The organism is Nocardia albiluteola (genome assembly GCF_018860155.1).
GTDB lineage: Bacteria > Actinomycetota > Actinomycetes > Mycobacteriales > Mycobacteriaceae > Nocardia > Nocardia albiluteola.
Genome location: NZ_JAHKNI010000008.1, coordinates 42,760 through 67,607, shown reverse-complemented (window position 1 = coordinate 67,607; position 24,848 = coordinate 42,760). Strand labels below are relative to the sequence as shown.

General features: G+C 69.1%; 23 protein-coding genes. 11 read left to right on the top strand and 12 right to left on the bottom strand.

Annotation, left to right across the window (positions count from 1 at the left end; translation table 11 throughout):
- Positions 1-49 precede the first annotated feature (49 nt).
- The 4 genes from KO481_RS23590 (at position 50) to KO481_RS23575 (ending at position 2,541) form a co-directional block, all read left to right on the top strand.
- A complete protein-coding gene (locus KO481_RS23590) occupies positions 50-313 on the top strand; it encodes a sigma-70 family RNA polymerase sigma factor family protein (RefSeq protein WP_245401411.1) in 264 nt (87 codons plus the stop codon).
- 53 nt (positions 314-366) lie between these two features.
- On the top strand, positions 367-867 hold the full coding sequence (locus KO481_RS23585) for a winged helix-turn-helix transcriptional regulator (protein ID WP_215919760.1): 501 nt from the start codon (positions 367-369) through the stop codon (positions 865-867).
- Between the two features lie 79 nt (positions 868-946).
- Positions 947-1,459: an SRPBCC family protein gene (locus KO481_RS23580; protein ID WP_215919758.1), complete on the top strand. Its 513-nt coding sequence runs from the start codon at positions 947-949 to the stop codon at positions 1,457-1,459.
- A 44-nt stretch (positions 1,460-1,503) separates the two neighbouring features.
- Positions 1,504-2,541 (top strand): LLM class flavin-dependent oxidoreductase, encoded by a 1,038-nt coding sequence (locus tag KO481_RS23575; RefSeq protein ID WP_215919756.1) that lies wholly within the window; start codon positions 1,504-1,506, stop codon positions 2,539-2,541.
- Between the two features lie 34 nt (positions 2,542-2,575).
- Here KO481_RS23575 and KO481_RS23570 read toward each other — a convergent pair whose 3' ends face one another.
- The 4 genes from KO481_RS23570 to KO481_RS23555 form a co-directional block, all read right to left on the bottom strand.
- Positions 2,576-3,754 carry a damage-control phosphatase ARMT1 family protein gene (locus tag KO481_RS23570; RefSeq protein ID WP_245401410.1) on the bottom strand — a complete coding sequence of 393 codons (1,179 nt, stop codon included), beginning with the start codon at positions 3,752-3,754 and terminating at the stop codon, positions 2,576-2,578.
- A gap of 32 nt (positions 3,755-3,786) precedes the next feature.
- Positions 3,787-3,990: a hypothetical protein gene (locus KO481_RS23565; RefSeq protein WP_215919752.1), complete on the bottom strand. Its 204-nt coding sequence runs from the start codon at positions 3,988-3,990 to the stop codon at positions 3,787-3,789.
- A 131-nt stretch (positions 3,991-4,121) separates the two neighbouring features.
- On the bottom strand, positions 4,122-5,525 hold the full coding sequence (locus KO481_RS23560; RefSeq protein ID WP_215919751.1) for an MFS transporter: 1,404 nt from the start codon (positions 5,523-5,525) through the stop codon (positions 4,122-4,124).
- A gap of 24 nt (positions 5,526-5,549) precedes the next feature.
- Positions 5,550-6,005, bottom strand: coding sequence for a MarR family winged helix-turn-helix transcriptional regulator (locus tag KO481_RS23555; protein WP_215919749.1), 456 nt, complete (start codon positions 6,003-6,005; stop codon positions 5,550-5,552).
- A gap of 114 nt (positions 6,006-6,119) precedes the next feature.
- On the opposite strand from KO481_RS23555, the gene KO481_RS23550 reads away from it, so the two are divergent.
- Positions 6,120-6,617, top strand: a complete 498-nt coding sequence (locus tag KO481_RS23550) for an Lrp/AsnC family transcriptional regulator (RefSeq protein WP_245401409.1) — start codon at positions 6,120-6,122, stop codon at positions 6,615-6,617.
- A 62-nt stretch (positions 6,618-6,679) separates the two neighbouring features.
- Here the strand turns inward: KO481_RS23550 and ald are convergent, their stop codons facing one another.
- Both ald and KO481_RS23540 read right to left on the bottom strand, forming a co-directional pair.
- On the bottom strand, positions 6,680-7,789 hold the full coding sequence (gene ald, locus KO481_RS23545) for an alanine dehydrogenase (RefSeq protein ID WP_215919747.1): 1,110 nt from the start codon (positions 7,787-7,789) through the stop codon (positions 6,680-6,682).
- A 520-nt stretch (positions 7,790-8,309) separates the two neighbouring features.
- Positions 8,310-8,666 carry a hypothetical protein gene (locus KO481_RS23540; RefSeq protein ID WP_215919746.1) on the bottom strand — a complete coding sequence of 119 codons (357 nt, stop codon included), beginning with the start codon at positions 8,664-8,666 and terminating at the stop codon, positions 8,310-8,312.
- Between the two features lie 225 nt (positions 8,667-8,891).
- Between KO481_RS23540 and KO481_RS23535 the strand changes: the two genes are divergently transcribed.
- Both KO481_RS23535 and KO481_RS23530 read left to right on the top strand, forming a co-directional pair.
- Entirely contained in the window at positions 8,892-9,374 is a 483-nt protein-coding gene (locus KO481_RS23535; protein ID WP_215919745.1) for a hypothetical protein, read from the top strand.
- A 64-nt stretch (positions 9,375-9,438) separates the two neighbouring features.
- Complete coding sequence (locus KO481_RS23530) at positions 9,439-11,487, top strand: ArnT family glycosyltransferase (protein ID WP_308166758.1); 2,049 nt, start codon at positions 9,439-9,441, stop codon at positions 11,485-11,487.
- A 69-nt stretch (positions 11,488-11,556) separates the two neighbouring features.
- Here the strand turns inward: KO481_RS23530 and KO481_RS23525 are convergent, their stop codons facing one another.
- Complete coding sequence (locus tag KO481_RS23525; protein WP_215919744.1) at positions 11,557-12,999, bottom strand: carboxylesterase/lipase family protein; 1,443 nt, start codon at positions 12,997-12,999, stop codon at positions 11,557-11,559.
- A 293-nt stretch (positions 13,000-13,292) separates the two neighbouring features.
- Here KO481_RS23525 and KO481_RS23520 point away from each other — a divergent pair, with 293 nt between their 5' ends.
- The 3 genes from KO481_RS23520 to KO481_RS23510 all read left to right on the top strand — a co-directional run bounded on the left by KO481_RS23520 (position 13,293) and on the right by KO481_RS23510 (position 17,015).
- The gene (locus tag KO481_RS23520; RefSeq protein ID WP_215919743.1) at positions 13,293-13,898 is read left to right on the top strand and encodes a TetR/AcrR family transcriptional regulator; all 606 of its coding nucleotides are present in this window, start codon (positions 13,293-13,295) and stop codon (positions 13,896-13,898) included.
- 231 nt (positions 13,899-14,129) lie between these two features.
- On the top strand, positions 14,130-15,440 hold the full coding sequence (locus KO481_RS23515; RefSeq protein ID WP_245401408.1) for an NHL repeat-containing protein: 1,311 nt from the start codon (positions 14,130-14,132) through the stop codon (positions 15,438-15,440).
- 228 nt (positions 15,441-15,668) lie between these two features.
- Positions 15,669-17,015 carry a family 1 glycosylhydrolase gene (locus KO481_RS23510; protein WP_215919739.1) on the top strand — a complete coding sequence of 449 codons (1,347 nt, stop codon included), beginning with the start codon at positions 15,669-15,671 and terminating at the stop codon, positions 17,013-17,015.
- 82 nt (positions 17,016-17,097) lie between these two features.
- Here KO481_RS23510 and KO481_RS23505 read toward each other — a convergent pair whose 3' ends face one another.
- From KO481_RS23505 to KO481_RS23490, 4 genes are all read right to left on the bottom strand, one after another.
- The gene (locus KO481_RS23505; RefSeq protein WP_308166757.1) at positions 17,098-18,159 is read right to left on the bottom strand and encodes an alpha/beta hydrolase; all 1,062 of its coding nucleotides are present in this window, start codon (positions 18,157-18,159) and stop codon (positions 17,098-17,100) included.
- Between the two features lie 139 nt (positions 18,160-18,298).
- The gene (gene lexA / locus KO481_RS23500; RefSeq protein ID WP_215919737.1) at positions 18,299-18,958 is read right to left on the bottom strand and encodes a transcriptional repressor LexA; all 660 of its coding nucleotides are present in this window, start codon (positions 18,956-18,958) and stop codon (positions 18,299-18,301) included.
- A gap of 45 nt (positions 18,959-19,003) precedes the next feature.
- On the bottom strand, positions 19,004-20,914 hold the full coding sequence (locus KO481_RS23495) for an LCP family protein (protein ID WP_215919736.1): 1,911 nt from the start codon (positions 20,912-20,914) through the stop codon (positions 19,004-19,006).
- Between the two features lie 55 nt (positions 20,915-20,969).
- Positions 20,970-21,680: a TetR/AcrR family transcriptional regulator gene (locus KO481_RS23490; protein WP_215919735.1), complete on the bottom strand. Its 711-nt coding sequence runs from the start codon at positions 21,678-21,680 to the stop codon at positions 20,970-20,972.
- Positions 21,681-21,834: 154 nt separating this feature from the next.
- On the opposite strand from KO481_RS23490, the gene KO481_RS23485 reads away from it, so the two are divergent.
- Positions 21,835-23,556: a GMC oxidoreductase gene (locus KO481_RS23485; RefSeq protein ID WP_215919734.1), complete on the top strand. Its 1,722-nt coding sequence runs from the start codon at positions 21,835-21,837 to the stop codon at positions 23,554-23,556.
- 92 nt (positions 23,557-23,648) lie between these two features.
- Here the strand turns inward: KO481_RS23485 and KO481_RS23480 are convergent, their stop codons facing one another.
- Entirely contained in the window at positions 23,649-24,743 is a 1,095-nt protein-coding gene (locus KO481_RS23480) for a TerD family protein (protein ID WP_215919733.1), read from the bottom strand.
- Between the last annotated feature and the right edge of the window lie 105 nt (positions 24,744-24,848).

Genomic DNA, 24,848 nt, shown 5'->3' with positions numbered 1-24,848 from the left:
GTGTATCCGCGAAGGTATAGGCAACGACGTCTTCGTCTCCATGCCGCCGATGCCATTCGAATACGAGGGCCGCGACGTCGTTGCGCGCCTGTGCGGCACCCTGTTCGGCGCGGGTCGCCGCTTCGACCTCGTGCCGGCCCGCGCCAACGGCCAGCCCGCATTCGGCGCACATCTGCGTGGAGTGCGCGGTGGCAGCCATGGCACCGGCTTCTACGTCCTGACCCTCACCGGCGATCGGATCAGCGGCATGGTCCGTTTCGACAACACCGCCCTGCCCTGGTTCGGACTGCCTCGGTCGCTGCCGGACCGCTGAATCAACGCCGTCAACCAGCGAAGTTTCATTCCTGGACCCGGTATTCTCGAATGATGAGACGGACCTCCTTCGCCCGCTGGCCCTGTTCGGTCGCGCGCACCATGGATCTGCTCGGGGACTGGTGGACGCCGCTGGTGCTCCGCGAATGCTTCTACGGCATCCGCCGCTTCGACGAGTTCCAGGAGCAGCTGGGCATTCCGCGCACCACCCTCGCCGAGCGCCTGCGGCGCCTGGTCGCCGAGGGGCTGCTGGAAAAGCGCGCGTACCAGAACGAACCGGTGCGGTACGAATACGTGCTCACCGAGATGGGCGCGGATTTCTGGAGCGTGCTGCTGGCCATGACCCGGTGGGGAGACCGTTGGCTGGCGAGCGACGACGGGCCGCCCGTCGTGGTCCACCACACGCGCTGCGGGCACGACACCCGGGCGCGGGTGGTGTGCGAGCACTGCGGGGAGGAACTCCCGGCCACGGAATCCCGGATGCGGATCGGTCCGGGATATCCGCAGCAGCTGGCCACGCGACCGGATATCGCGCGGCGTTTCGCCGCCGACTAGGCGTATAAACAGGGGTTGACATGCTAAGTCTAATTACGAGACTATCTCGGGAGCGCATGCCGCGAGAGAGGTGATCAGCATGGAGTGGACCGGCGCGAAGTACGCCGACGGTCCGACCGTCGAGGTCGAGACCTGGATCGACGCCCCACCGCAGCGGGTGTGGGAGATCGTCTCGGACATCACGCTCATGCCGGAGTTCAGCGATGAGCTGCGGTCCGCGCACTGGCTGGGCGGGGCTACCCGCCCCGCGATCGGCAACACCTTCCTCGGCAGCAGCGCCCACCCGTCGCTGGGCGAATGGTCGACGACTTCCCATGTGATCGAATGCGATCCCCTCCACACCTTCGCCTGGGCGGTCAGCGATCCCGAGAATCCCACCGCGACATGGCGTTTCACCCTCGACCCGCGCGACAGCGGGACCATGCTGCGGCAGTGGGTGCGCATGGGCCCGGCCCGCTCGGGCCTCTCGCGGGCAATCGACGCGATGCCGGACAAGGAGGAGAAGATCGTTTTCGTCCGGATGCGGGAGTTCGAGACCGCTATGACCGGCACGCTCGCCGCGATCAAGGCCCGCGCGGAGGCACGGTGTTGACCCACCCCGCCGACTCCGCAAGCTCCGCGGCTCACCATCCCCGAATGAGGACCGCGACGACCGTCGAGGTCTCCGACAATGCCCGGGACACACTGAATTTCGTGGTCGAGGCCGAGGCGATGGGCCTGGACGTCTGCTGGGTCGCCGAGGCGTGGGGTTCGGACGCCCCGTCGGTCCTGGGTTATCTGGCCGCCCGAACCGAACGGATCCTGCTGGGATCGGGCATCATTCAGCTCGGCACGCGCACCCCGGTGGCGATCGGGCAGGCCGCGCTCACACTCGCGGACCTGTCGGGGGGGCGCTTCCTGCTGGGCCTGGGCGCCTCGGGGCCACAGGTCATCGAGGGGCTGCACGGAGTGCGCTTCGAGCGTCCGCTGACCCGCATGCGCGAGACCGTGCAGATCGTGCGCCAGGTGTTCGCGGGCGAGAAGATCTCGTTCTCCGGCAAGCAATTCCAGATCCCGCTGCCCGGCGAGGCCCGCCCGATGCGGCTGTCCAAGGCCGCCAACCCGGACATCCCGATCTACCTCGCTACCCTCTCCCCCCGCATGCTGGAACTGACCGGCGAGATCGCGGACGGCTGGCTGGGCACCAGTTTCGTGCCCGAGGGGGCACACGCCTACTTCGACCATCTCGATGCCGGGCTGACCGCCTCCGCGCGCACCCGCGCCGATCTGGACATCTGCCAGGGCGCCGAAATCGCGCTCTTCGACGATGAGGACCGGATGCGCGAGCACATCCGGGGCCGAACGATGGAACTGGCGTTCAGTATCGGCGGGATGGGCAGCGCCGGAACGAATTTCTACAACGCCGCCTACGGCCGCCAGGGTTGGTCCGGGGTCACCGGCGAGATCCGGGACCGCTGGCAGGCCGGGGATCGCGAGGGCGCCGCCGCCCTCGTCACCGACGAGATGGTGCTGGCCACCACTCTGATCGGCACCGAACCGATGGTGCGCGAACGCCTTCGGGTCTGGCGTGATGCGGGCGTGGACACCGTGCGCATGTACCCCGCCGGGGAGACCCTCGACGACAAGCTCGCGACACTCGGGCGCGGTATCGAGCTGGTCCGCGAAATCGGCTGAGCCACACACCGGAACGAGGCCGCGTTGTCCGGGATCACGCACAGTGGATCACGGCGTAGTCGCCGCTGGTACGCCAATTGGGGTCCGCCGCATCGAGTTCTTCCGCCCTGCCCTCCGCTAACCCGACCGCAACATCGCATTTCAGTGTGCGCAACGCGGTCACCGGGGACGGGAAGTAACCCACCAGCTCACCGAAAGGCGTTGTGGGCGGCCAGTAGCGGTCGCCGACGAGGCGGCGGTAGTTCAGGTCCCCCTTGAGGATCGTCATCTCCGCACCGGACAGTTCGACGAAAAGATCCCCGGGCAGCTCATGGTAGGTCAGTGGGGCGCAGAAGAATTCGTGGGTGCGCGGCACCAGCCGATCGTCGCTCAGCGCCGCCCACAGCCGCTCGCCGATCAACCGCGCCTGCGGGTCGGCGGCCGCGCAAAGCAGCCGCAGCACGGCCAGTAGATCCCCCATGGTGGCGTCGGAGACGTAGTAGGGCTGCGGCTTGAGGTACACCACCACCTGGGCGGCCAGGCCCGTGTCCAGGAGGTGATCGGCGAGCACCAGATCGGGCAGCAGTTCGCGGCCCGCGTTGTCGGCGATCAGCGCAACCGCCGGGTCGCTCGCCGCCTCCAGGGCCGCCCACAGCGCCGCGCTGTCGTCGGCGAGCACGCCCCGCTCCGATGGCGCCGGCTCGGTGACCTCCGCGCCGTCCCGCGCCGCGGTGAGCAGAAAACCCAGATCGGCCCGATTGCCCCACAGCGCCGCGGCCAGCAGCGCCTGACGCGCCGCGTGGTCGGGGGCGCCCGACACCCGGGCCAGCGCGGACACCTCCGCGGCCGTCTCCGGTGTGCGCAGTTCCGCGTACTTCTTGGGCGCGAACGGATCCACGCCGCGCCACACCCCGTCGTCGAAGTAGCCGACGGCCTCGAGCAGGCGGCGGTAGAAGTAGCTCTCCGCCCACAGGAACGATGCCTCGGACCACGGGCGGCCCCACATCTCCCGGCCCCAGGCCAGCCAGTGCGACAGGTCCGGCGCGGCGGTGTCGAGGTGTTCGATCACGCCCGTGGTGCTCTCGCCGAGCAGGCGGTGCAGCGCCGCGCGCTGCGCGGGCGCGTAGGGCCGCCCCGCGATCACCTGCTCGATCAGCAGCGGATGGCGCTCGTGGAACACGCTGTGCGGGAACGTGCCCGGAATTCCGGCGAGGATCGGCGGCGCATCGGTCATGAATCGATCCTGTCTCATCGACGTCCAGGCACCTAACCGCGCTTCGGCAATTGATCAGCACACTCGCTGTGCGACGGAGGAATGGTCCAAAAGTCCTGGACCGGCGCGAGGGGCGCGGTATCGAAGAACGGATCGACCCGCAGCAGCGCGATGAATTCCTCGACGGTGTACCCCGCCGCCCGAATCTGCCAAAGTAGCCGCACAGCAGCTGATCTCGGATCGGCCGGCGCCTGCATTTTCCTCCCGCAGAATGTCCGTACACATGGCGAAGCGGGCCGCGGGGGCAATCGCGACCCGCCCCATGGAGCCGTCTCGATCATCGAGACACACCGAGCTTAGCGAGCATTCAGCTAATCTCGTGGCATTTTCAGCCCTTCTCGGCCGCGCCCACCCGCCGCAGCGATCGGTCCGCCACCGTGAGCACCAGCAGCAGACCCGAGACCACCAGCGTGAACATGGCCAGGCGGTGTAGTCCGGCGGTATCGGCCGAGTGCCCGAAGACCATGCCGTCGGCGCTGGATGCGGCCAGCGCGCCGAGATACATGAACGTCCGCAGCAGCCCGGCCGAGGAACCCATCCGAGCCGAATCCGCCTGGTGGTAGACCGCGTTCTGGTTGGCCAGGCTCAGCAGGCCCTGCGGCACGCCCACGACCAACGCCAGCCCGATCAGCATCCAGAGCGCGCTGCGGGCGTGCAGGGTCAGCATCAGCGCGCACCCCGCGACCTGGACCACCGCACCGACGATCAGCTTGCCGCGGATCTGGGGCCGCCGACCGGTCGTGGTGGACACCAGGATCGCGGTGACGAACGTGGCCAGCAGCACCAGGCCCGCGGTCGAGGCGCTCAGGCCGCGGCCGTCCTCGAGCCACTGGGTGAATCCGTAGAGGAAGCAGTACGACACCGTGGCCGCCAGCACCGTGCGCAGGTAGGTGGCCACCAGCGCCGGATTACCGCCGAGCACCCGCAGGTCGATGAACGGCTCCACGGTGCGCAACTCCCGCACCACCAGCGCGAGCGCGGCCGCCGCGGCGATCGCGAGCAGATACAGATTCGACAGCCGCGGTGTCATGAGGAACAGCAGCATCGAGACCAGCATCGCCGCGAAGGCTACGATTCCGGGCAGGTCGATCCGCATCCCCGAACGCGACCCTCGCTGCGGGGCAACCACATCCGGGAACCGCAGCCGCGCGGTGACGAACGCCGCGATCGCCAGCGGGATGTTCACCGCGAAGGTGGCACGCCACCCGCCGAGGCCGATCAGCAGCCCGCCCAGCGACGGGCCGATCACCGCGATGGTCTGATTCGCTACGGCCAGCACGGTCAGAATGCCGGCCGGGCTGTTGCGTCCGGTCCGCTCGGACTCGGTGCGCAGCAGGTACATCGAGGCGGGATAGCCCGCGCAGGTACCGAATCCGAGGATCACCCGGGCCGCGATCAGTACGCCCAGGTTCGGCGACAGGGTGCCGAGCAGTCCGGCCATGCCCGTCAGCGTGGTGCCGATCAGGAATAGTTTGCGCGGCCCGTAGAGATCGACCAGACGGCCGACGACCGGCTGGCCGACGGCGGTCGCGAGGTACAGCGCGGAGATCAGCCAGGCCGTCTGAGCGGGCGGCGCGCCGAATGCGCGGCCGATCGGGATCAGGGATACCGCGATGATCGAGGAGTTGACCGGGTTCAGGATCGACCCCAGGATCATCGGGGCGATCAGTCGGCGATCGAATCCGTCCTCGCCGCCGCGCAAACGGCGCAGCGGCGCGACGACACGGTCCATGACGGGAGGCAAGGGCCCACCCCTTTACTGGTCGGGCTGAATCAACCGTTCCAGCAGGGCCAGCGCCTCCAGCACGGTCTGCCGCTCGGGCTCGGTGAAGCGGGACTCCAGTTGCCCGGTCAGCCACTCCCGCCCGCTTCGCGCACGATCGTCGAAGAATTCGCGGCCCGCCGGACTCAGCGATACCAGCTGCTTGCGGCCGTCCTCCGGATCGGGGCGGCGCCGGATCAGATCCCGCTGCTCGAGCACCGCGAGGGTGGCGGCCATGGACTGTGGGCGCACCCGCTCGGCCGCGGCCAGCTCGCTGGCCGACGCGTCTCCGTGCTTGCCGAGCCGCGAGAGCACCGCGGTCTGCGTCGGGGTGAGTTCGCGATTGTCGGAGAGCTCGATGAGGCGACGACGCAGGCGGCCGACGAGGGTCCGGAGCTCACGCGAGGCGCGGGCGGCGGACTCGGAGACGTCGCCGGGTTTCTGGTCCATGCCTCGACCATACTTTATTCAGTCTGAACTGTCCAGTTTGCCTGTGCAGTTCGTCCGCGAATAATCTTCATCGTCCTCGAGCTGTGCCGAATGATCTTCGGTACCGTGTCGAGTATGCGCACATCCGACCGGCCCGCGGTCCCGCGGACGCCCGTCCCCCTCGACGAGATCGATCACATCCTGCTCGACGAGCTGTCGCGGGACGGGCGGATGACCAACAACGCGCTGGCCGCCGCGGCCGGGATCGCGCCGTCCACCTGCCTCGGCCGGGTGCGGGCGCTCGTCGAGCGCGGGGTGATCCGGGGCTTTCACGCGGATATCGATCCGGTCGCGGTCGGGCGCAGCCTGCAGGCGATGATCGCGGTGCGGGTCCAGCCCAACGCGCGCCCGCACCTGGCCGAGTTCGGCGAACAGCTCAGCGCGCTGAACGAGGTCCTGAACGTGTACTTCATCGCCGGCGCGGACGACTATCTCGTGCACGTCGCCACCGCCGACTCCGAGGGGCTGCGCCTGTTCGTGCTGGAACACCTCAGTGCGCATCCGGCCGTGGAGCGCACCGAGACGATCCTGATCTTCGAGCACGTCCGCCCGCGCCTGTGGCCCCAGCGCTGAGGCCCCCAGGGCCCGGCAGCTGCGACCGCGATGACGCGGGCGGACGAAATCCATTGCGGCGCTTAGGCGACCGCCTCCGTGCGGAAGTCGTAGCCGTGCGCGGCCGCGACCGACTCGGACAGCAGCTCACCGGCGTGCGTGCTCAGGCCCGCGGCCAGGCCCGGATCGGCCGCCGTCGCCGCGCGCCAGCCGCGGTCGGCCAGCGAAACCACGTACGGCAGCGTGGCATTGGTGAGCGCGACGGTCGAGGTATAGGGCACCGCACCGGGCATGTTGGCCACGCAGTAGAACACCGAGTTGTGCACCCGATAGGTCGGATCGTCGTGGGTGGTCGGGCGCGAATCGGCGAAGCAGCCGCCCTGGTCGATCGCGATGTCCACCAGCACCGAGCCCGGCTTCATCTGCGAGACGAGCTCGTTCGAGACCAGCTTGGGGGCCTTCGCGCCGGGCACCAGCACCGCACCGACGACCAGATCCGCCTCGCGCACCGCGCTTTCCACCTCGTGGGCGTTGGAGATGATCGTGCGCACCTGTCCCCGGTACTGCGCGTCCAGCTCGCGCAGCGGCGCGATGTTCAGATCCAGCACGGTCACCTCGGCGTGCATGCCGACCGCGATGGCCGCGGCATTGCGCCCCGCCACGCCCGCGCCGATCACCACGACGTTCGCGGGCCGGGTGCCGGGCACGCCGCCCATCAGCACGCCGCGCCCGCCGCCGCTGCGCATCAGGTGGTAGGCGCCCGCCTGCGGGGCCAGCCGACCGGCCACCTCGCTCATCGGGGCCAGCAGCGGCAGCGATCCGTCACGGCCGGTGACGGTTTCGTACGCAATGGACGTGATGCCCGACTTCAGCAGCGCGTCGGTGCACTCTACCGACGCGGCCAGGTGCAGGTAGGTGAACAGCACCTGCCCCGCGCGCATCCGGGAATACTCCTGTGCCACCGGCTCTTTCACCTTCAGCACCAGATCGGCGGTGTCCCAGACCGCGTCGGCCGTATCGAGCACGCGCGCACCGGCGACCTTGTACGCGTCGTCCTCGAAGGCCGACCCGACGCCCGCCCCGGCCTCGAGATACACCTCGTGCCCGCGCGCGGTCAGCTCGCGAACCCCGGCCGGGGTGCACGCCACGCGGTACTCGTGGTTCTTCACCTCGCGGGGGATGCCGATCTTCATGGGTTCTCCTCGTCATCGAGTGGTGGTGGTGGTGGTGATGGATGCCACCTTTCGACAGCGAGTATGAAGAATCTGCAGGCTGAGCGCTAGAATAGTGAATTTAATTCTCAAACTGTCCATTTCTCTATCCGAATCCTCGACAATGGTCGCCGACGATCGGGTTCGGCCGAACCTTCTTCGGCCGAACCCCTGGCGTCCCCGGCGCGGTGCCGCGGCGGACATCCGGCCGTCGCGAGTTGTCGGCCCGTCGCCCGTGCAACGCCGCAGGTTTTGGCTGACATCCGGCTATCAAGATCTGCGAGCGCGTGCGCCGGAATCCTGGAATCCTCGGTGCACCAGGCCTATCCGTCGTACGTGGTCGACAACTCCGGCGCCACCACCACCTGGCTGCACGGCTGGCTCTCGGACATCGCCCGGCAGTAGGGCCTCACACCGCGCGCACGAAGTGTTGCGTCCGAGGGTGTTCCGGCACCGGTGAGGGAGTCCGGATCCGATGTCCGGGCTCCCTCGCTCGTTTGCGCTACGCGCAGCGGACGTGGAAGACGGCCGACGGGGTGACCCCCGGGAAGGTGCCGACCTGGATGGTATTCGGACCGTCGAGCGAGCAGCCCGCGGGAACCGTGGTGACCACGACCCGGTAGCAGCCGAGTGGGACCGATGCGGTCGCCGCGCCGTCCGCGCCCGTGGTCACCGTCGCGGCGGCCCGGCCGCCGGAGCACGGGGTCACCGAGGCACCCAGGCCGGTCACCGGAAAGTTCTGGCCCATTTCCAGTGCCTGCACCCGGACGCCCGAGGCGCCGAGCCCATTCGCGGCGGCCAGGCCGGGTACGGCGGCGAGTGCGACGATCGCGGGCACGGTGAACAGGATGCGGCGCAACGGGTCTCCTTCGGTGAGTGGTGAATTCGGCAATCCCCCAACGGGTTGTCTCCGGGTCAATATAAGCGCCGCTGCGCGCGTCCCGCGACCGGATGCCGATTCGTACGCCACCATTTCGCATCGGCGTCTCCCTCGATGTCCCCGGCCGGGTGTTCTTCCGACACCGCCGGCACGGGTCTCATTTTGCGGCCTCGATTCAGCAACCTGCGGCGTAGCATCGCCGATATGGATGCCGACACCGTTGATCGGGACTGGAACGCCCTGCAGCAGCAGGCGCAGCAGACCGCGCAGATGTTCCAGACCCTGGCGGGCAAACTTCAGGCAGCCGCGGCTGCCGGGGATCAGAACGCCCGCGAATGGCTGCTGGACCTCAAGGAGGCCGCGCTGTCGGTGCACCAGGAGGAGGCGCAGGCCGCGCAGGTGATGCAGTCGGTGCACGCGCTGGTCGACAACCACGTCAACCAGGTCGCGCAGATCGCACCGGCCGGTTACCCGCAGCAGCAGTATCCGGCGCAGCCCCAATACCAGCCGCAGCCCGGCTACCCGCAGCCCGGCTACGCTCAGCCCCAGCCCGGCTACCCGCAGCAATACCCGCAGCAGGGTGGCGGCATGCTGCACCGATTCCTGGGTAGTTCGTTCGGCAGCGCGATGGCGATGGGCGCCGGATTCGGCATCGGCGACGACATCATCAACGATATTTTCCGCTGAGATTCACAGCGTTCTCACAGGCCCAGGCCAGAATTCTCACCGATCGGCCGGACAAGCTGGCTCGGTGACAGCGACCACTGCCGATACGGCCATGCCCGAATCGACCTCCCCTCCCCTCGCTGACGTTCCCGGACGAGTACTCGGCCCCGCCCTCCTGTGGGAGCGCATCGGGCTCGCCGTGCTACTGCTCGGCACGGCCGCGGCCTACCTGTGGAACATCACCGTCAACGCGATGGGCAACGGCTTCTACGCCGCGTCGGCCTGGGCGGGTTCGGAGAACTGGAAGGCCCTGCTGTTCGGATCGCTGGATCCGGGCAACTTCATCACCGTCGACAAGCCGCCCGTCTCGCAGTGGGTGATGGGGATCTCGGGCCAGCTGTTCGGCTTCTCGAGCGCCAGCATGCTGATCCCCGAGGCCCTGATGGCGGTCGCCGCCGTCGCGCTGATGTACGGCGCGGTCACCCGGGCGACCGACAGCCGCGGCGCGGGTCTGCTCGCGGGCGCGGTACTGGCGGTCACGCCCGTGGTGGCGATGATGTTCCGGTTCAACAATCCCGACGCGGTAATGGTGCTGCTGATGACCGCGGGTGCGTACTGCACGATCCGGTCGCTGCGCGCGGCGAGCCTGCGCTGGATCGTCTTCGCCGGTATCGCACTGGGTTTCGCGTTCCTGGCCAAGATGCTCGAGGGGCTGATGGTGATGCCCGCGCTCGCGCTGGCCTATCTGATCGTCGCGCCGACCTCGCTGGGCAAGCGCCTGGCGCACCTGCTGGCCGCGGCGGCGGCGCTGGTCATCTCCTCCGGATGGTATGTGCTGCTGACCATCCTGTGGCCGGCGGACTCGCGCCCGTATCTGGCCGGGTCGACGAACAACACGTTCATGGATCTGGTCCTGGGCTACAACGGTTTCGCCCGCTACCTCGGTCAGAACCACATGGGCGCGGGCAAGATGTTCGCGACGATGCCGGCGGGCTACGAATTCCCGCGCTTCGGCGGCGGGCACGGTGGGCCGTGGGGCGGGGCCGGCGGCCCCGCCCGCCTCTTCACGGGCGAGATCGGATTCGAGATCTCCTGGCTGCTGCCCGCCGCGATCCTCGCCCTGGTACTGGTGCTGATCTCGCGGGGCCGGGCCCCGCGCACGGACATGGTGCGTGGCGCGGCGCTGACCTTCGGGCTGTGGCTGCTCATCGACGGCGCCGCGTTCGCGGGCATGAAGGGCGGCATGCACGCCTACTACACCCTGGCGATCGCGCCCGCGATCGCGGGCACCCTCGCGCTGGGCGTGCACGAGATGTGGCGGCGCCGCGACGGCATGCTGGGCCGGTTGGGTTCGGCCGCACTGATTCTCGCCGGTGGCGTGTGGGGATTCGTCCTGCTGCACCGCAATTCGGGCTGGCAGCCGTGGCTGCGCTGGATGGTCCTCGCGGTCACCGTGATCGCGGCGGCCGGGCTGATCCTCACCGCGATTCCCGCGCTCTCGCGCCGGGCGCGGGGACGGGCCACGGCGGTGCTGGTCGCGGCCGGAACGGTCGCGGCGCTGGCCGGATCCACCGCCTACGCCGCGGTCACGCTGCCGCAGTCGCACACCGGCGGCGGCCCCTCGGTCGGCCCGGCGCAGAAGGACGATATGCCCGCCGCGTTCTCCCAGATGCGGCACGTGTTCGGCATGTTCATGGGCGGCGGCGACTACCCACCGCAGCTGCTCTCGATGCTCGAGCACACCCACACCAGGTGGTCCGCCGCGATCGACCGCTCCGGGCCGGCCTCGGGCCTGGAATTGTCCACGCGCACCTCGGTGATCGCGATGGGCGGGTTCACCTCCGAGGATCCGGTGCCCACGCTGGCCCAGTTCCAGGACATGGTCCGCACCCACCAGGTCACGTATTACCTTGCGCCCGAGGTCAAGCTGCCCGATTCGTGGAAGAAGAAGCCGGACGGCAAGGACACACAGACCCCCACCGCGACGAAACAGCACGCGCCGCAGCAGGATCCGGACGCCGGGGTCTGGCATCCGGTGGGGAACGTCGACATCTACAACTGGGTCTCGCAGCACTACACCGGTCAGAAGATGGACGGGCTGGTCGCCTACAACCTGATGGCGCCGTCACACTGAGCCGCTACGCAACAGGCCGGAGTTGCCCGGGGGCGGTTCCGGCCTGTTGCTGTCTCAGGCGAATGCTGCTCAGAACACCCGAATTTCGGGTGCGGCGCCGGGCAGCCACGGCTTCCACGGCTCGAGCCCGGGACCGTTCGGCGATCCCGTGGCCACGAATGCCGCCAGCGCACCGCCGAATCGGGCCGCCAGGGCGCGGTCCCGGTCCGATACCGCGCCCAGCATTGGCGAATTCGGAAATCTCTCGAAATTGCCGAACAGGAACGGCAGATCCGCGCAGTGCGCCGCGCCGAGGCCGAAGCGATCGGGCTCGGGGCGGCGGGTGAACCGGTAGATGTAGGCCGGATTGCCCTGTGCGGCAAGCTCGACCCCGAGGGTCAGCAGGTCGTCACCGAAGGTCACCTCCCCCACCGCGGCGGTCAGCACCTGCGCCGGACGGGCACCGGGATGTTCGGCGGCGAAGCGGCGGTACCGGGCCGCGCCGGACTCCGGGTCCAGCGCGCCCAGCAGCTCCCGCGCCGCCTCGGCGGTGAGCGTCTGGATCATCGGGTTCAGCGCGAAAAACGCCGTCGTCTCGTCGGCGGTCGTGCCGAGCAGCACGTCCTTGCCCGCCAGGCCCCCGTCGGGCACCAGCTCGCGCCAGTCTCCGGGCTGCCCCGCCCCGCCGAGCACCGGGTACAGCGGCGGCGCGATCCGGCCCGGCGCCCCGGTCTCCAGCATCAGCCGCGCATACGCGTACAGCAGCTCCAGCACCGGAGCCTCGCGCAGTCGCGGCAGCGGATCACCGCCCGCCGGAATACCCAGCAGGGCCAGGTATCTCTCGGTCGTCTCCGCCGCCTCGTCCGGATCCTGCGGCGGCAGTCCCAATGGGCCCGACTGCCCGATGACCCGGCGCACCAGCCTCTGCGTCGCGGGGTCCAACGCCAGCGCCAGCGCCGAGAACGCGCCCGCGGACTGCCCGCCGACGGTGATCAGCTCCGGATCTCCGCCGAACGCCGCGATATTGGCGGCCACCCAGCGCAGCGCCTCGATCTGATCGCGGCAGCCGAGATTGTCCGCCTCCGGCAGCCGGAGAAAACCCAGGGGGCCGAGCCGGTAGTTCGCCGTCACCACGACGATGCCGCCCAGCGCGGCCAGCCGGGCCCCGTCGTACCAGTCCCAGCCGCCGCTGCCGCTGGTGAATCCCCCGCCGTGGAACCACAGCAGCACCGGGCGCGGGGTCGGCGAAACCTCCTGCGGCACCCAGACGTTCACCGTGAGGCAGCCCTGCTCGTCCCAGTCCTGAATCCGGGGGCCCATCACCTGCTCGAGCCGGGACGGCCACTGTGGCACCGCGGGGCCCGCGGCGGCCGCATCGCGAATACCCGCCCAGCCCGGATGCGGTTGCGGCGGCGCGAACCTGCGCTCACCGACCGGGGATGCCGCGTACGGGATCCCTCGAAAGGCGTACGCGCCCACCGGCTCCGCGACCCCCCGAACCGTGCCGGCGACGGTTTCGACAACAGTACTCATGCGTTCTCCTTCGGGCACGAGCACTGCAGCGCGACACTTCCGCCCTATCGCACGCCAGCCCGGCCCACTCGTTCCACGCCTCCGCGCGCGAGCCACGAGCGCACGGACACCCTCGGCCGCGACGCTGCCAACCTCCACATCCTGCCAGAACGCGAGCGAATAGTCCCGAATCTCTTGCGGCCCTGGCTCATTCGTTCTCGCAGGTGCACTTGCACCGCGGTGTGCGCCCCCGCGCCGACCCACTAACAGAGTGACCGGTCGGTTACATCGGTGGGCCGTGCTAGGGTTCAGCCATGTCCACATCCGGCCGCCCGCACGGCGACGCGCGTAAGGAGCGCATTCTCGACGTCGCCCTGAAGACGTTCGCCGAGAACGGATTTCGCGGCGCCTCCATCGCCGAGATCGCCGAGCGGTGCGGACTGTCCCAGCCCGGTCTGCTGCATCACTTCCCCACCAAGGCCGCGCTGCTGGCCGCCGTGCTCGACCACCGCGACCGGCTCGATGCCGAACGCCTGGGTTTCGGCGAGGAACTCCGCGGCGCGGCGGCCCTGGAACGCCTGGCCACGCTGGTGGAGTACAACGCGCAGTTGCCCGGGCTGGTCCGGCTGTTCACCGTCGTCACCGGCGAGGCCGTCACCGAGGGGCATCCCGCGCACGACTGGGCCGTGCGGCGCTACCGCGCCCTCGAGGGGTACCTGGTGAGCGCGCTCGAGGCCGGTGTCGCCGACCGCACCCTCGCCCCCGGGATCGATGCCGCGGCCATCGCGCGGCAGGTGTTCGCGATGATGGACGGGCTGCAATTGCAGTGGCTGCTCGATCCCACCGGGGTCGACATGCCCGGACTGTTCCGCGGTTACATCGATCAGGTCATCGCGCGCATATCGGTCGCGGCAAGCTAGCCCGCCGAATTACCGACACGCCCCCGACATGCCGTGTCGGGCTGGGAGCCAGCACACTTCCGCCGCCGTCACCCCCTGCAACGTGTTCATACCGCACCACAGACACCCGGGCGGCAGCCATACTGTCCGGGCTTTCGAGGTTCTACCGCACGACGCCCTACCCCCATTCATCACTGAAACGAGGTAGCTCAGATGTTGCGTGCAGTACTAGAACACTCCACCCGAAAGGACTTGAGCCGCTTGTGCTTCGGCGCGGTGCTCGCCCTGTCGGTGGCGTCGTGTTCGAGCTCCAGCGGCTCCACCCCGGCCACGGGGACACTCGACTACGGCTTCGGCTCCGACGGCAAGGCGGTGGCCGACTTCGGCTCCCAGGCCGCGCAGGCCCACGCCGCGGCGGTGCAGTCCGACGGCAAGATCGTGCTGGCCGGTGTCGTCCACGACCCGGCACAGGGCGACAACCTCGGGTTGATCCGCTATTCCGCGGACGGCAAACCGGACACCGGCTTCGGCGACGGCGGCAGGATATCCACCGATTTCGGCGGTAAAGCCGACGACGCGAATGCCGTCGCCGTGCAACCCAATGGCGACATCGTCGCGGCGGGCACCAGCCACGGCACCGCCACCGGCGACAACATCGCCGTCGCGCGCTACACCCCGGCGGGCAAGCCGGACACCGGCTTCGGCCAGGGCGGCAAGGTCTCCACCGACCTGGGCACCAAGGCCGACCACGCCAATGCCGTTGCGCTGCAATCGGACGGCAAGATCGTCGTGGCCGGATCCACCCTGGACCCCGACCCCGCGCAGGGCGAGAACTTCGTGCTTGTCCGGTACACCGCCGACGGCAAGCTCGATCCGAGCTTCGGACAGGGCGGCAAGGTCTCCACCGACTTCGGCGGCAAGGCCGACGACGCGCAGGCACTGGCCATCGAACCCGACGGCAAGATCATCGCGGTCGGCACCAGCCACGGCACCGCCACCGGCGACAACATCGCCCTGGCCCGCTACACCACCGACGGCAAGCTCGACACCGGCTTCGGACAGGGCGGCAAGGTCTCCACCGACCTGGGCACCAAGGCCGACCACGCCAATGCCGTTGCGCTGCAATCGGACGGCAAGATCGTGGTCGCCGGATCCACCGTGAATCCCGATCCCGCACAGGGCGAGAACTTCGCGCTCGTGCGCTACCTGGCCGACGGCAAGCAGGACACCGCCTTCGGTACGGGCGGCACGGTGACCACCGACTTCGGCGGCAAGGCCGACGACGCGACCGCGGTCGGGATCGAGCCCAGCGGTGACATCGTGGCGGTGGGCACCAGCCACGGCACCGCCACCGGCGACAACATCGCCCTGGCCCGCTACACCACGGACGGCAAGCTCGACACCGGCTTCGGACAGGGCGGCGAGGTCGCCACGGACCTGGGTACCAAGGCCGATCATGGCAATGCGGTGGTTATCCAGCACGACGGCTCCATCGTCGTCGCCGGCTCCACGCAGACCCCGGCGCACGCCGACACTTTCGTCGCGCTGCGCTACCGCGGCTGAGCTGCGTCGATCCCGGCCGGACGGCCGCGGGGATCGGCACCCTCGCCGTTGCACACGCTCGCACCGGCAGCGCTGCCGCACTCGTCGGCAGCGCTGCCCTCCACCGACCGGCCCGCCGCCGACGCGGGCCGGCGCACCGTGGGAGCACCCGCGCTCGCGATTCAGCCGTCAGGCGACACGGGGTCGCCCGACCGAGTTTTCAGCAATTACGCAGCTACGCTTAGCTGTATGCGACAGTTGAACCGTCGGCAGTTCTTGGCCGCGGGCACGGCCGCGGCCGCGGCGCTACTGGCGTCCGTCCGCGCGGCGGCCGCACCGCCCGCCCCGCGCGGCGAACTGCCCGCGCTCGGCGACGAATTCCTCTGGGGCGTGGCTTCGTCCGGCTTTCAGACCGAAGGCCATGCGCCCGAAAGCAATTGGACCCGATACATCGCCACCGGCAAGGCCGATCCCTATCTGGACGCGGTGCGGTTCCTGGACTACTACTCCGACGACGTCACGCATGCCGCACAGCTGGGCGTGAAGGTATACCGCATCAGCATCGAATGGGCACGCGTGCAACCACACCCGGGCGCCTGGGACGACTCCGCGTTCGCCGGATACGACCGCATCGTCGATGCCATCGTGAGCGCGGGCATGCGCCCGATGCTCACCCTGGACCACTGGGTTTATCCGGCCTGGGCCGCGGATCGCGGCGCCTGGCGCAATCCGGGCATGGTGCAGGACTGGCTGGACAACGCCCGGAAGGTGGTGGGCCGCTACGCATCCCGCAATCCGATCTGGGTCACGATCAACGAGCCCTCGGCCTACATCGGCACCGAGCTGCGCATCGGCGCCCTGAAACAGGACGACGCCCCCGCGATGCGGGACCGCCTCGCGCAGGCGCACAACGAGATCTACGACTTCATCCACCAGAATCAGCCCAACGCCATGGTGACCAGCAATCTCGGCTTCGTCCCCGGCGCCGAGGCCCAGGTGAACCAGCCGTTCGTCGACAGGGTCGCCGCCAAGCTCGACTTCCTGGGCGTGGATTACTATTTCGGCCCGGACCCGGGCACCACCGCCGCGGGCAGCTCGGCCGGGGCGCCCGGCATGTGGCAGTTGCCGCTGCAGACCGAGGGCATCTACTACGCACTCAACCACTACGCCAAGCTGTTTCCGAGCAAGCCGCTGTACGTGGTGGAGAACGGCATGCCGACCGAGAACGGCAAGCCCCGCCCGGACGGCTACACCCGCGCGGACCATCTGCGCGACACCGTCTACTGGCTGCAGCGCGCCAAGGCCGACGGCATGAACCTGATCGGCTACAACTACTGGAGCCTCACCGACAACTACGAATGGGGCAGCTACACACCGCGTTTCGGCCTGTACACCGTGAATGTCACCACCGATTCGGGCCTGACCCGCACGCCGACCGACGCGGTCGAGGCATACGCGGCACTCACCCGCAACGGCGGCGTACCCGCCGGATACCGCCCGACCAGGGCACCGGTCGCCTGCTCGAAGGTGGACCCGCCGAGCAGCTGCGACCATCCGGTTCCGCTGTCCACCTGGGGCGTTCATCCTGCGGCGTAGCCGCCCGCACAGCACGATGCCCGGCGCCGATCAGTCGGCGCCGGGCATCGCTGTGCAGTACTTCAGGGGTGAGACGCAACCCTTACGCGGGCAGGCCCAGGCCCTTCGCCAGCACCGGCCACGACTTGATCAGGTCGTCGTGCCAGTAACCCCACGAGTGGGTGCCGGTCGGGGTGAAGTCGTACGTCGCCGGGATGCCCAGCTGGTTCAGCTTGGCCTGCAGGTTGTGGCTGCAGCCGTTGACCGCGGCCTCGATCACGCCGCCGATGATGAGCTGGTTGGCCAGGCCGCCGACGCCCGGCAGCGCGTACTGGCCGTTGAGGGTGTCCCACTTGCCCGGCAGGCCGGAGCCGCTCGAGACGAACAGGTTCAGGCCGCGCAGCTGGTCGGCGTGCACATACGGGTCGTGCGCGGCCCACATCGGGTCGTGCTCGGGGCCGTACATGTTGACGGTGTTGCCGCCGCCCCAGACGTTCACGGCCAGGTTCACGAACCGGTAGCCGATCGGGTCGCTGATCTGCGCGCACCCGCTGTACGCGGCGACCGACTTGTACAGGCCCGGCTTGGCGATGGCCAGCTCCAGCACCGAGGTGCCCGAGGTGGACAGGCCCGCGATCGCGTTGACGCCGTTGGTGTTCAGCACGCCGTTGACGATCGGCGGCAGCTCCTGGGTGAAGAACGTCTGCCACTTGTTCACCCCGAGGTTGGGGTCGCTCGCGCGCCAGTCCGCGTAGTAGCTCCAGGCGCCGCCGATGGGCTGCACCACGTTCACGTTCTTGTCCGACATGAACTTCAGCGCCTCGGGGGCCTGCGCGTCCCAGCTGGCGTTGTCCACGCCGCCGCCGGCGCCGTTGAGCAGATACAGCGTCGGGCGCGGCACCGACGCGTCCTTGGGGCGCTGCACCTCGACGCTGACCGGCTTGTTCATCGCGGCGGAGAACACGCTCAGCTTCAGATGCTGGCCGTCGACCACGGCGAAGTCGAAGAGTTTGGAGCCATCCGGCGCGACCGGGCTGGCCGCCGGGTGGCCCGAGGCGATCAGCGGATCGGTCGCGGCCGCCGCCGGTCCCGCCGCCACCACCGTCGATAACCCCGCGAACAGGGCTGCGACAGCAGCCGTTGCGATCCGAATCCGACGTCCCACGTAAACCTCCGTTGTCCCGACCCTGCCTTTACCAGCCGAACTCTCGACCGGAACTCTAGTTCACCGATAATCGTTCAGCGAACCGGCCATGTTTCACACAACAATGCGATTCGCGGCCCCGAGTGAATTCGCCCATATCTCACATTCGGCGCATCACCGAAACGACCTTTCCCAGCACCATCGCGGAATCACCGTCGATGACCTGGTACGCGGGATTTCGGGGCTCGAGATATACGTGCCCGTTGCGGCGGCGGAATACCTTCACCGTCGCCTCGCCGTCGATCATCGCGGCCACGATCTCCCCCGACTGGGCCTCCTGCTGGCGGCGCACCACGACGATATCGCCGTCGCAGATCGCCGCGTCGATCATCGAATCGCCGCGCACGCGCAGCCCGAAGACCGTGCCGCGCCCCACCAGCTGACGGGACAGCGTCATGACGTCCTCGGCGTGCTCCTGCGCGAGGATCGGCGTACCGGCCGCGATATCGCCGACCACCGGCACGTCCACCGAGTCGCCGTCCCGCTCCGGCGCGGCCGTACCCCGCAGAAACAATCGCACGTCGATGGGCCGGCTGACACTGTCGCTGCGGCGCAGAAAACCCTTGTCCTCCAGCGCCTTCAGATGCCGCGACACGGTCGAGGCCGACCGCAGCCCCACCGCCTGCCCGATCTCCCGCGTGCTGGGCGGATACCCGTGCCGCACCACCGAATCCCGGATGGCCACCAGAATCCGCTGCTGCCGCGGCGGCAACGTCGAGGTGTCGAGGTGCTCGAAGGCATCGTCGTCGAATCCGGTCACGCCGGAATCCTAAACGCCGTCACTGCGAGGGAAGCGCCCGGCTGCTCAATTCACGCAGGGAATGTCGGATCCGATCGTGGTGGTCACCGGCTTGCCGGAGTCGGCATTCGGGTTGGCGGAGGTGCTGACCGAGGTCGAGCTCGACGACGATGTTTCGCTGTCGGCGGCGCTCGACGAAGAATCGGTGCTCGCGGCGGAATCGCTGCCGGTGGCGGAATCCGCGGCCGTCAGCCCGTCCGGCATCGTGAAGTCGCTGCCGATCACGATCCGCACGTGCCCGTCCGGGACGCCGGAGGAGGCCGCGGTGGGCAGGCCGCCCAGCATGTCCGCGGCCTGCTCGGCGGCGGTGTCCGCGCCCGAGCCGAAGTAGACCACCGAGGTCGAGCCGTCGGAGTAGTTCGCGTTGCCGACGTGGCCCGTGTGAAATCCCTTGGCCGCCAACGCGGCCGACACCTTCCCGGCCACCCCGGTGCCCGCGCCTGCGTTGAGGACGTCCACGATGCCGGTGGGCATCGCCTTCGGGGTCGTCGACTGCGGGGCCCGCACCCCGAACGCCGCGCGCACCGTCTTGCGGATCGATGGGATGTCCACGATATTGACGTCCTGATCGTCGATGACGTCGTAGCCCTTGATCGGGAGCGTGCGGAACTGAATCGGCATCGAACCCGTCTTGCCCATCGTCTGCGCGAAATCCAGCAGATTCCAGCCCTGCGAGAGCACGATATCGTTCTGTGCGGTGTCGACCAGGGCCTGCAGCTTGCCGAGATCGGTGAGCGTCCCGGAATCCTTCAACTGCTTGGCCACCGAGGTCAGGAACGCCTGCTGGCGGTGGGTGCGATCGAGGTCGCCGTTGTCCAGGCCATGCCGCTGACGCACGAACGACAGCGCGTTCGCCGCGTCCAGATGCTGGCGACCGGCCGGGAACACCGACCCGGAATAGTACGTGTCGTCGACCGCGTGGTTCAGGCAGACGTCGACCCCGCCCAGGATGTTGGCCAGATCGTAGAAGCCCACGAGCGAGATCTCGGCGAATCGATTGATCGGAACGCCGGTCAGCGCCTTGACATTCGCGACGATCGATTCGCGTCCGGCCTCGCGGCCCTTCTGTTCCAGCTCGACCGGATCCTTCACGCCCTGATCGATCAGCTTGTCCTCCACCGCGGCCTTCTTCAGCCCGTACGCCTCCTTGATCTTGGCGTGGTTGTAGCCGGGTATTCCGGACACGGGCACGTAGTCGTCGCGCGGGATGGAGAAGGCGGTGATCGACTTCAGATCCTTCGGAATGTGCACCAGGATAAGCGAATTGGCGTTGTAGCCGCCCTCCTGGCCGTCTCCGGCGTGCAGCTGGTCCAGCACGTTCTTCGGCAGGTCCCGGCCGTTCTGGTCCTTGCGGGTGTCCAGGCCGATGAGCAGGATGTTCAGGTCGCCGTCGAGGGCCGCGGCGTCCTGCTTGCTGATCGCGAAGGAACGGGTGAAGCCCTGATTCACGCTGCGCTCGGCGTAATACAGGGCGCCGGTGCCCGCCATGACCGCGACGGCGCTGAGCGCGGCCAGGGACCGGCCCGCGATCTTCAAGGCCCCCCACCGTTTCGCGGCACGGGGCGCGGAAGTACCACGCGGACGGGGGGTTCGGCGACCGGCGCGGCGGCCCGAGCGCACCACGGCGAGGGCCGAGATGGGAGCGTTTCCGGTGTCGCCCGCGATGTCGGCGAGCACCGGGCTACCGGCGGGCACGGAACTCTCCGTGCGCGCGGCACTTTCGGCGGGGGCGCCCTCGGCCGGGCCGGGGCCGTCCGCGGGCTCGACGGGCGGCGACGCCCACCGACGGGCGCGCTCGGCGGGTGTCGGCGCCACGTACGACCGCTCCGCGTGCGCCTCGTCCCGTGACGCCTCAGCCCCGTCGCGGTCTTCGGACGGAGAGTCGACGGCCGGGTTCGGCTGGGTGTCGTCTTTCATCGCGTCCTACGATCTCACACTCCGGCTGCTGCAGGATTGCCAGCCGCGCGGAAAATCAGTCAAAAGGTGCGGAAAATCCCAGCATGGCGGCCAGGTTGCCGATCTGATGCTCAAAAACGTCCGCCGGGTCGGTGAAGCTGTCGCCGCCGAACATCTCGAAGACCTCCGCGCTCACCGCGCCGATCAGCCCGCTCCACACCGAGATCGCCCGGGTCAGCACCCAGTCCGGCGTCGCAATGCCCATCTCGTCGCGAATACGGCCGAGGTCGCCGGACAGCGCCTCCGCCACCGGCGGCTCCGGATCCGGTGCGGTCAGGGCGCCCGTGCGGTAAGCCGCCTCGGCGATCTGCAGCATGGTGCCCACCACGCGCACGCCCGGCGCGACGGTCTGCTCGGCGGGCGCCTCGTATCCGGGAACCGGTGTGCCGTACAGCAATCCGTAGCGGGCCGGTTCGGCGACCGCCCACTCGCGCAGCGCGCGGGCCACGGCCCGGAAGCGCCGTAGCGGATCGTCCGGTGCGGCGGCCAGCGCGGCGTCGACCGCGTCGGCGAGTTCGGAGTAGCCGTCGACGACCAGCAGGGTCAGCAGTTCGTCCCGGCTGCGCACGTACCGGTACACCGCCGACGACACCACCCCCAGGTCGCGGGCGACCGCCCGTAACGACAGCGCCGCGGCGCCGTGGATCGCGAGGTGTTCGCGGCCGATCCGGACAATGTCCTCCATGGTGCGTGCGCGGGCCCGCGCACGGGGCGTAGTGGCGGTCATGCTCTCCACTGTGCCATACAGAGAGCGGTGCACGCAAATATTATCAGTGCTTCCTTCCGTTCGGTTTATTGCATGTCTACTGCAGCAACCGAAGGCTACTTGGTAGTAGCGTTACCCCGGTCATCGCCGACAAACCCCCTCGAGGAGCGAGAACATGACCCAGCGGGATACCGATTTCGACGTGCTAGTCGTCGGCTCCGGATTCGGCGGCAGCGTCACCGCGCTGCGACTTGTCGAGAAGGGGTATCGGGTCGGCATCCTCGAGGCCGGGCGCCGTTTCGCCGACGACGAGCTGCCCGAGACCAGCTGGGATCTCCGCAAGTTCATCTGGGCCCCCAAGCTCGGCTGCTTCGGCATCCAGCGCATCCATCTGCTGCGCGACGTGCTGATCCTGGGCGGCGCGGGCGTGGGCGGCGGCTCGCTCAACTACGCCAACACCCTCTACGTTCCGCCGGCGCCGTTCTTCGCCGATCCACAGTGGCGCGACATCACCGACTGGCATGCCGAGCTCGCGCCCTACTACGAGCAGGCCACCAAGATGCTCGGCGTGGTGCGCAATCCGCACATGACCCCCGCCGACGAGGTCTTCAAACAGGTCGCCGACGACATGGGCGTCGGGGGCACCTTCGTGCAGACACCGGTCGGGGTGTACTTCGGCGAGGCCGGGAAGACCGTCCCGGACCCGTATTTCGGCGGCGCGGGCCCGGAACGCACCGGCTGCATCGAATGCGGCGAATGCATGACCGGCTGCCGTCACGGCGCCAAGAACACCCTGGTCAAGAACTACCTGTATCTCGCGGAAAAGGCCGGGGCACAGGTCTTCCCGCTCACCACGGTCACCGCGGTGCACCCGTCGGCCGCGGGCACGTGGCGGATCGACACCGAGCGCACCGGGGCCTGGATCCGCAAGTCTCCCAGGTCGTTCACCGCCTCGCACGTTGTGCTCGCCGCGGGCACCCGGGGCACGCAGCAGCTGCTGTTCGCCATGCGGGACAGGGGAATTCTGTCCGGTCTCTCGCCGCGGCTGGGTGAGCTGACCCGCACCAACTCCGAATCGATCGTCGGCGCGGCCACCCGCACGGTCGATCCGGACGTCGATTTCACCCGGGGCGTGGCGATCACCTCCTCGATCCACCCCACCCCCGACACCCACATCGAGCCGGTGCGCTACGGCCGGGGCTCCAATGCGATGGGCCTGTTGCAGACGCTGATGGTCGACGGCGGCGGGCGCATCCCGCGCTGGCTACGCTTCCTCTGGGTGGTGCTGTGCAATCCGGCGCAGTTGCTCACCATGGCCAACGTCCGGCACTGGAGTGAGCGCACCATCATCTCGCTGGTCATGCAGAATCTCGACAACTCCATCACCACCTACACCAAGCGCGGGCTGCTCGGCGGGCGCAGGATGACCTCGAAACAGGGCCACGGCCAACCGAATCCGACCTGGATCCCGGCGGGCAACGACGTGACCCGGCGCGTGGCGGAGAAGATCGGGGGCGTCGCGGGCGGGAGCTGGGGCGAGGTGTTCAACATCCCGCTCACCGCGCACTTCCTCGGCGGCGCGCCGATCGGCGCCGATCCGGAGCACGGCGTGATCGACCCGTATCACCGGGTCTACGGCTACCCGACCCTGAGCGTGGTCGACGGCGCGGCGGTCTCGGCCAACCTCGGCGTGAACCCCTCGCTCACCATCACCGCCCAGGCCGAGCGCGCCGCGGCGATGTGGCCGAACAAGGGCGAGCAGGACACCCGGCCCGCCCAGGGCGCGGCCTACGAGCGGATTTCCCCCGTCGCACCGAACACACCGGTCGTCCCGGCCTCGGCCCCCGCCGCCCTGGTCCTGCCCATCGTGGAGATCACCAACCGCGACAGCGCCTGAGTGCCGCTCGAAAAAGCGGCCATTTTCGGCAGTCGATGCAACTTTGCATGGCGTGCGTTCACGCACGCCATGCAGGTGCGCATCGAATGCCTTTACAGGTAGGGCGTGACCTGCGGGACGGCCTCGACCGGGTGGCCCGCCTCGATGGGTGCGCCGATCGCGCCCAGGCGCCAGATGCCGTCGTCGCGGTAGACCTTCGCCACCACCATGCCCGTGTGCTGGCCGCCCGAGCGCAGATTGCCGCGGGCCAGCTCGGCGCCGGAGGTGCCGTCGATCATGCGCCAGAAGGCATTGCGGACCCGCTCGAACGTGTGCCCGGCGTAGGAGGTCACCACGAACACCACCGCGGTCACCTGCTGCGGCAACCGCGCCAGGTCCACGGTGATGACCTCGTTGTCGCCCTCCCCCTCGCCGGTGAGATTGTCACCGGAGTGCCGCACGGTGCCGTTGCGCGCCGAAAGCTGTTGAAAGAACGCGGCGTCGACGAGGTTGTGCCCGACGAACAGCAGCGCGGAGGCGTCCAGATCGATCTCGACCTTGCGCATGCCGCGCGCGCCGTGCACCCGTACCGGATCCCAGCCCAGCGCCATCTTCACCATGGCGAGCTCGCCCTTGCGGATCTCGTGCAGGGCCACCTCCTGGCCGGCCTCCAGCACCGCTGGACCGCGATAGGCGCCGTCGTCCTGGCCGCCGGCCGGGCCGATGTGCACGCCGTGCCCCATCACCAGGGCAGCGAACCCGGCGGGATAGCCGTGCCCGAGCACCCGCAGCTGCCAGCTCGCGCCGACCCGGTCCAGGTCGAACGCGATCACCGTGGACTCCTGGTCCAGCTCGTCGATCTCGTACTCGTACACCATCCGCCCGCCGGCGCCCTCGATCCGGACCCAGGGCGCCGGATAGTCGCCGAAATGGGCCTGCGGATCCTCGAGGGTCAGCACCACCCGGACATGATCGATGTCCGGCGGCAGCGCGCGCAGGGCGATCGACATCCCCGGCTGCCCGGACGCCAGCCGCACGCCGGGGCCGGCGGGCTGGTTGTAGAAGACCAGATCGTTCTCCCCGCGCACCCTCCCCGCCCCATTCAGTAACAGCGCCGAGACATCGATCGCCTCCGCGTGCCGGACCGACACGGTGAGGTCGTCGACGGTCAGCTGGTCGATTTGTCCCTTGGTCAGCTGCGCGGCCACGCATCCACTCTACGTGCAACGCACCGACATTCCGGGCAGGACGGGCACACCGGGGCGGCCCCGGCGGGCACGCGACAGACGCCCGGGTACGGTAGCAAACGCGAG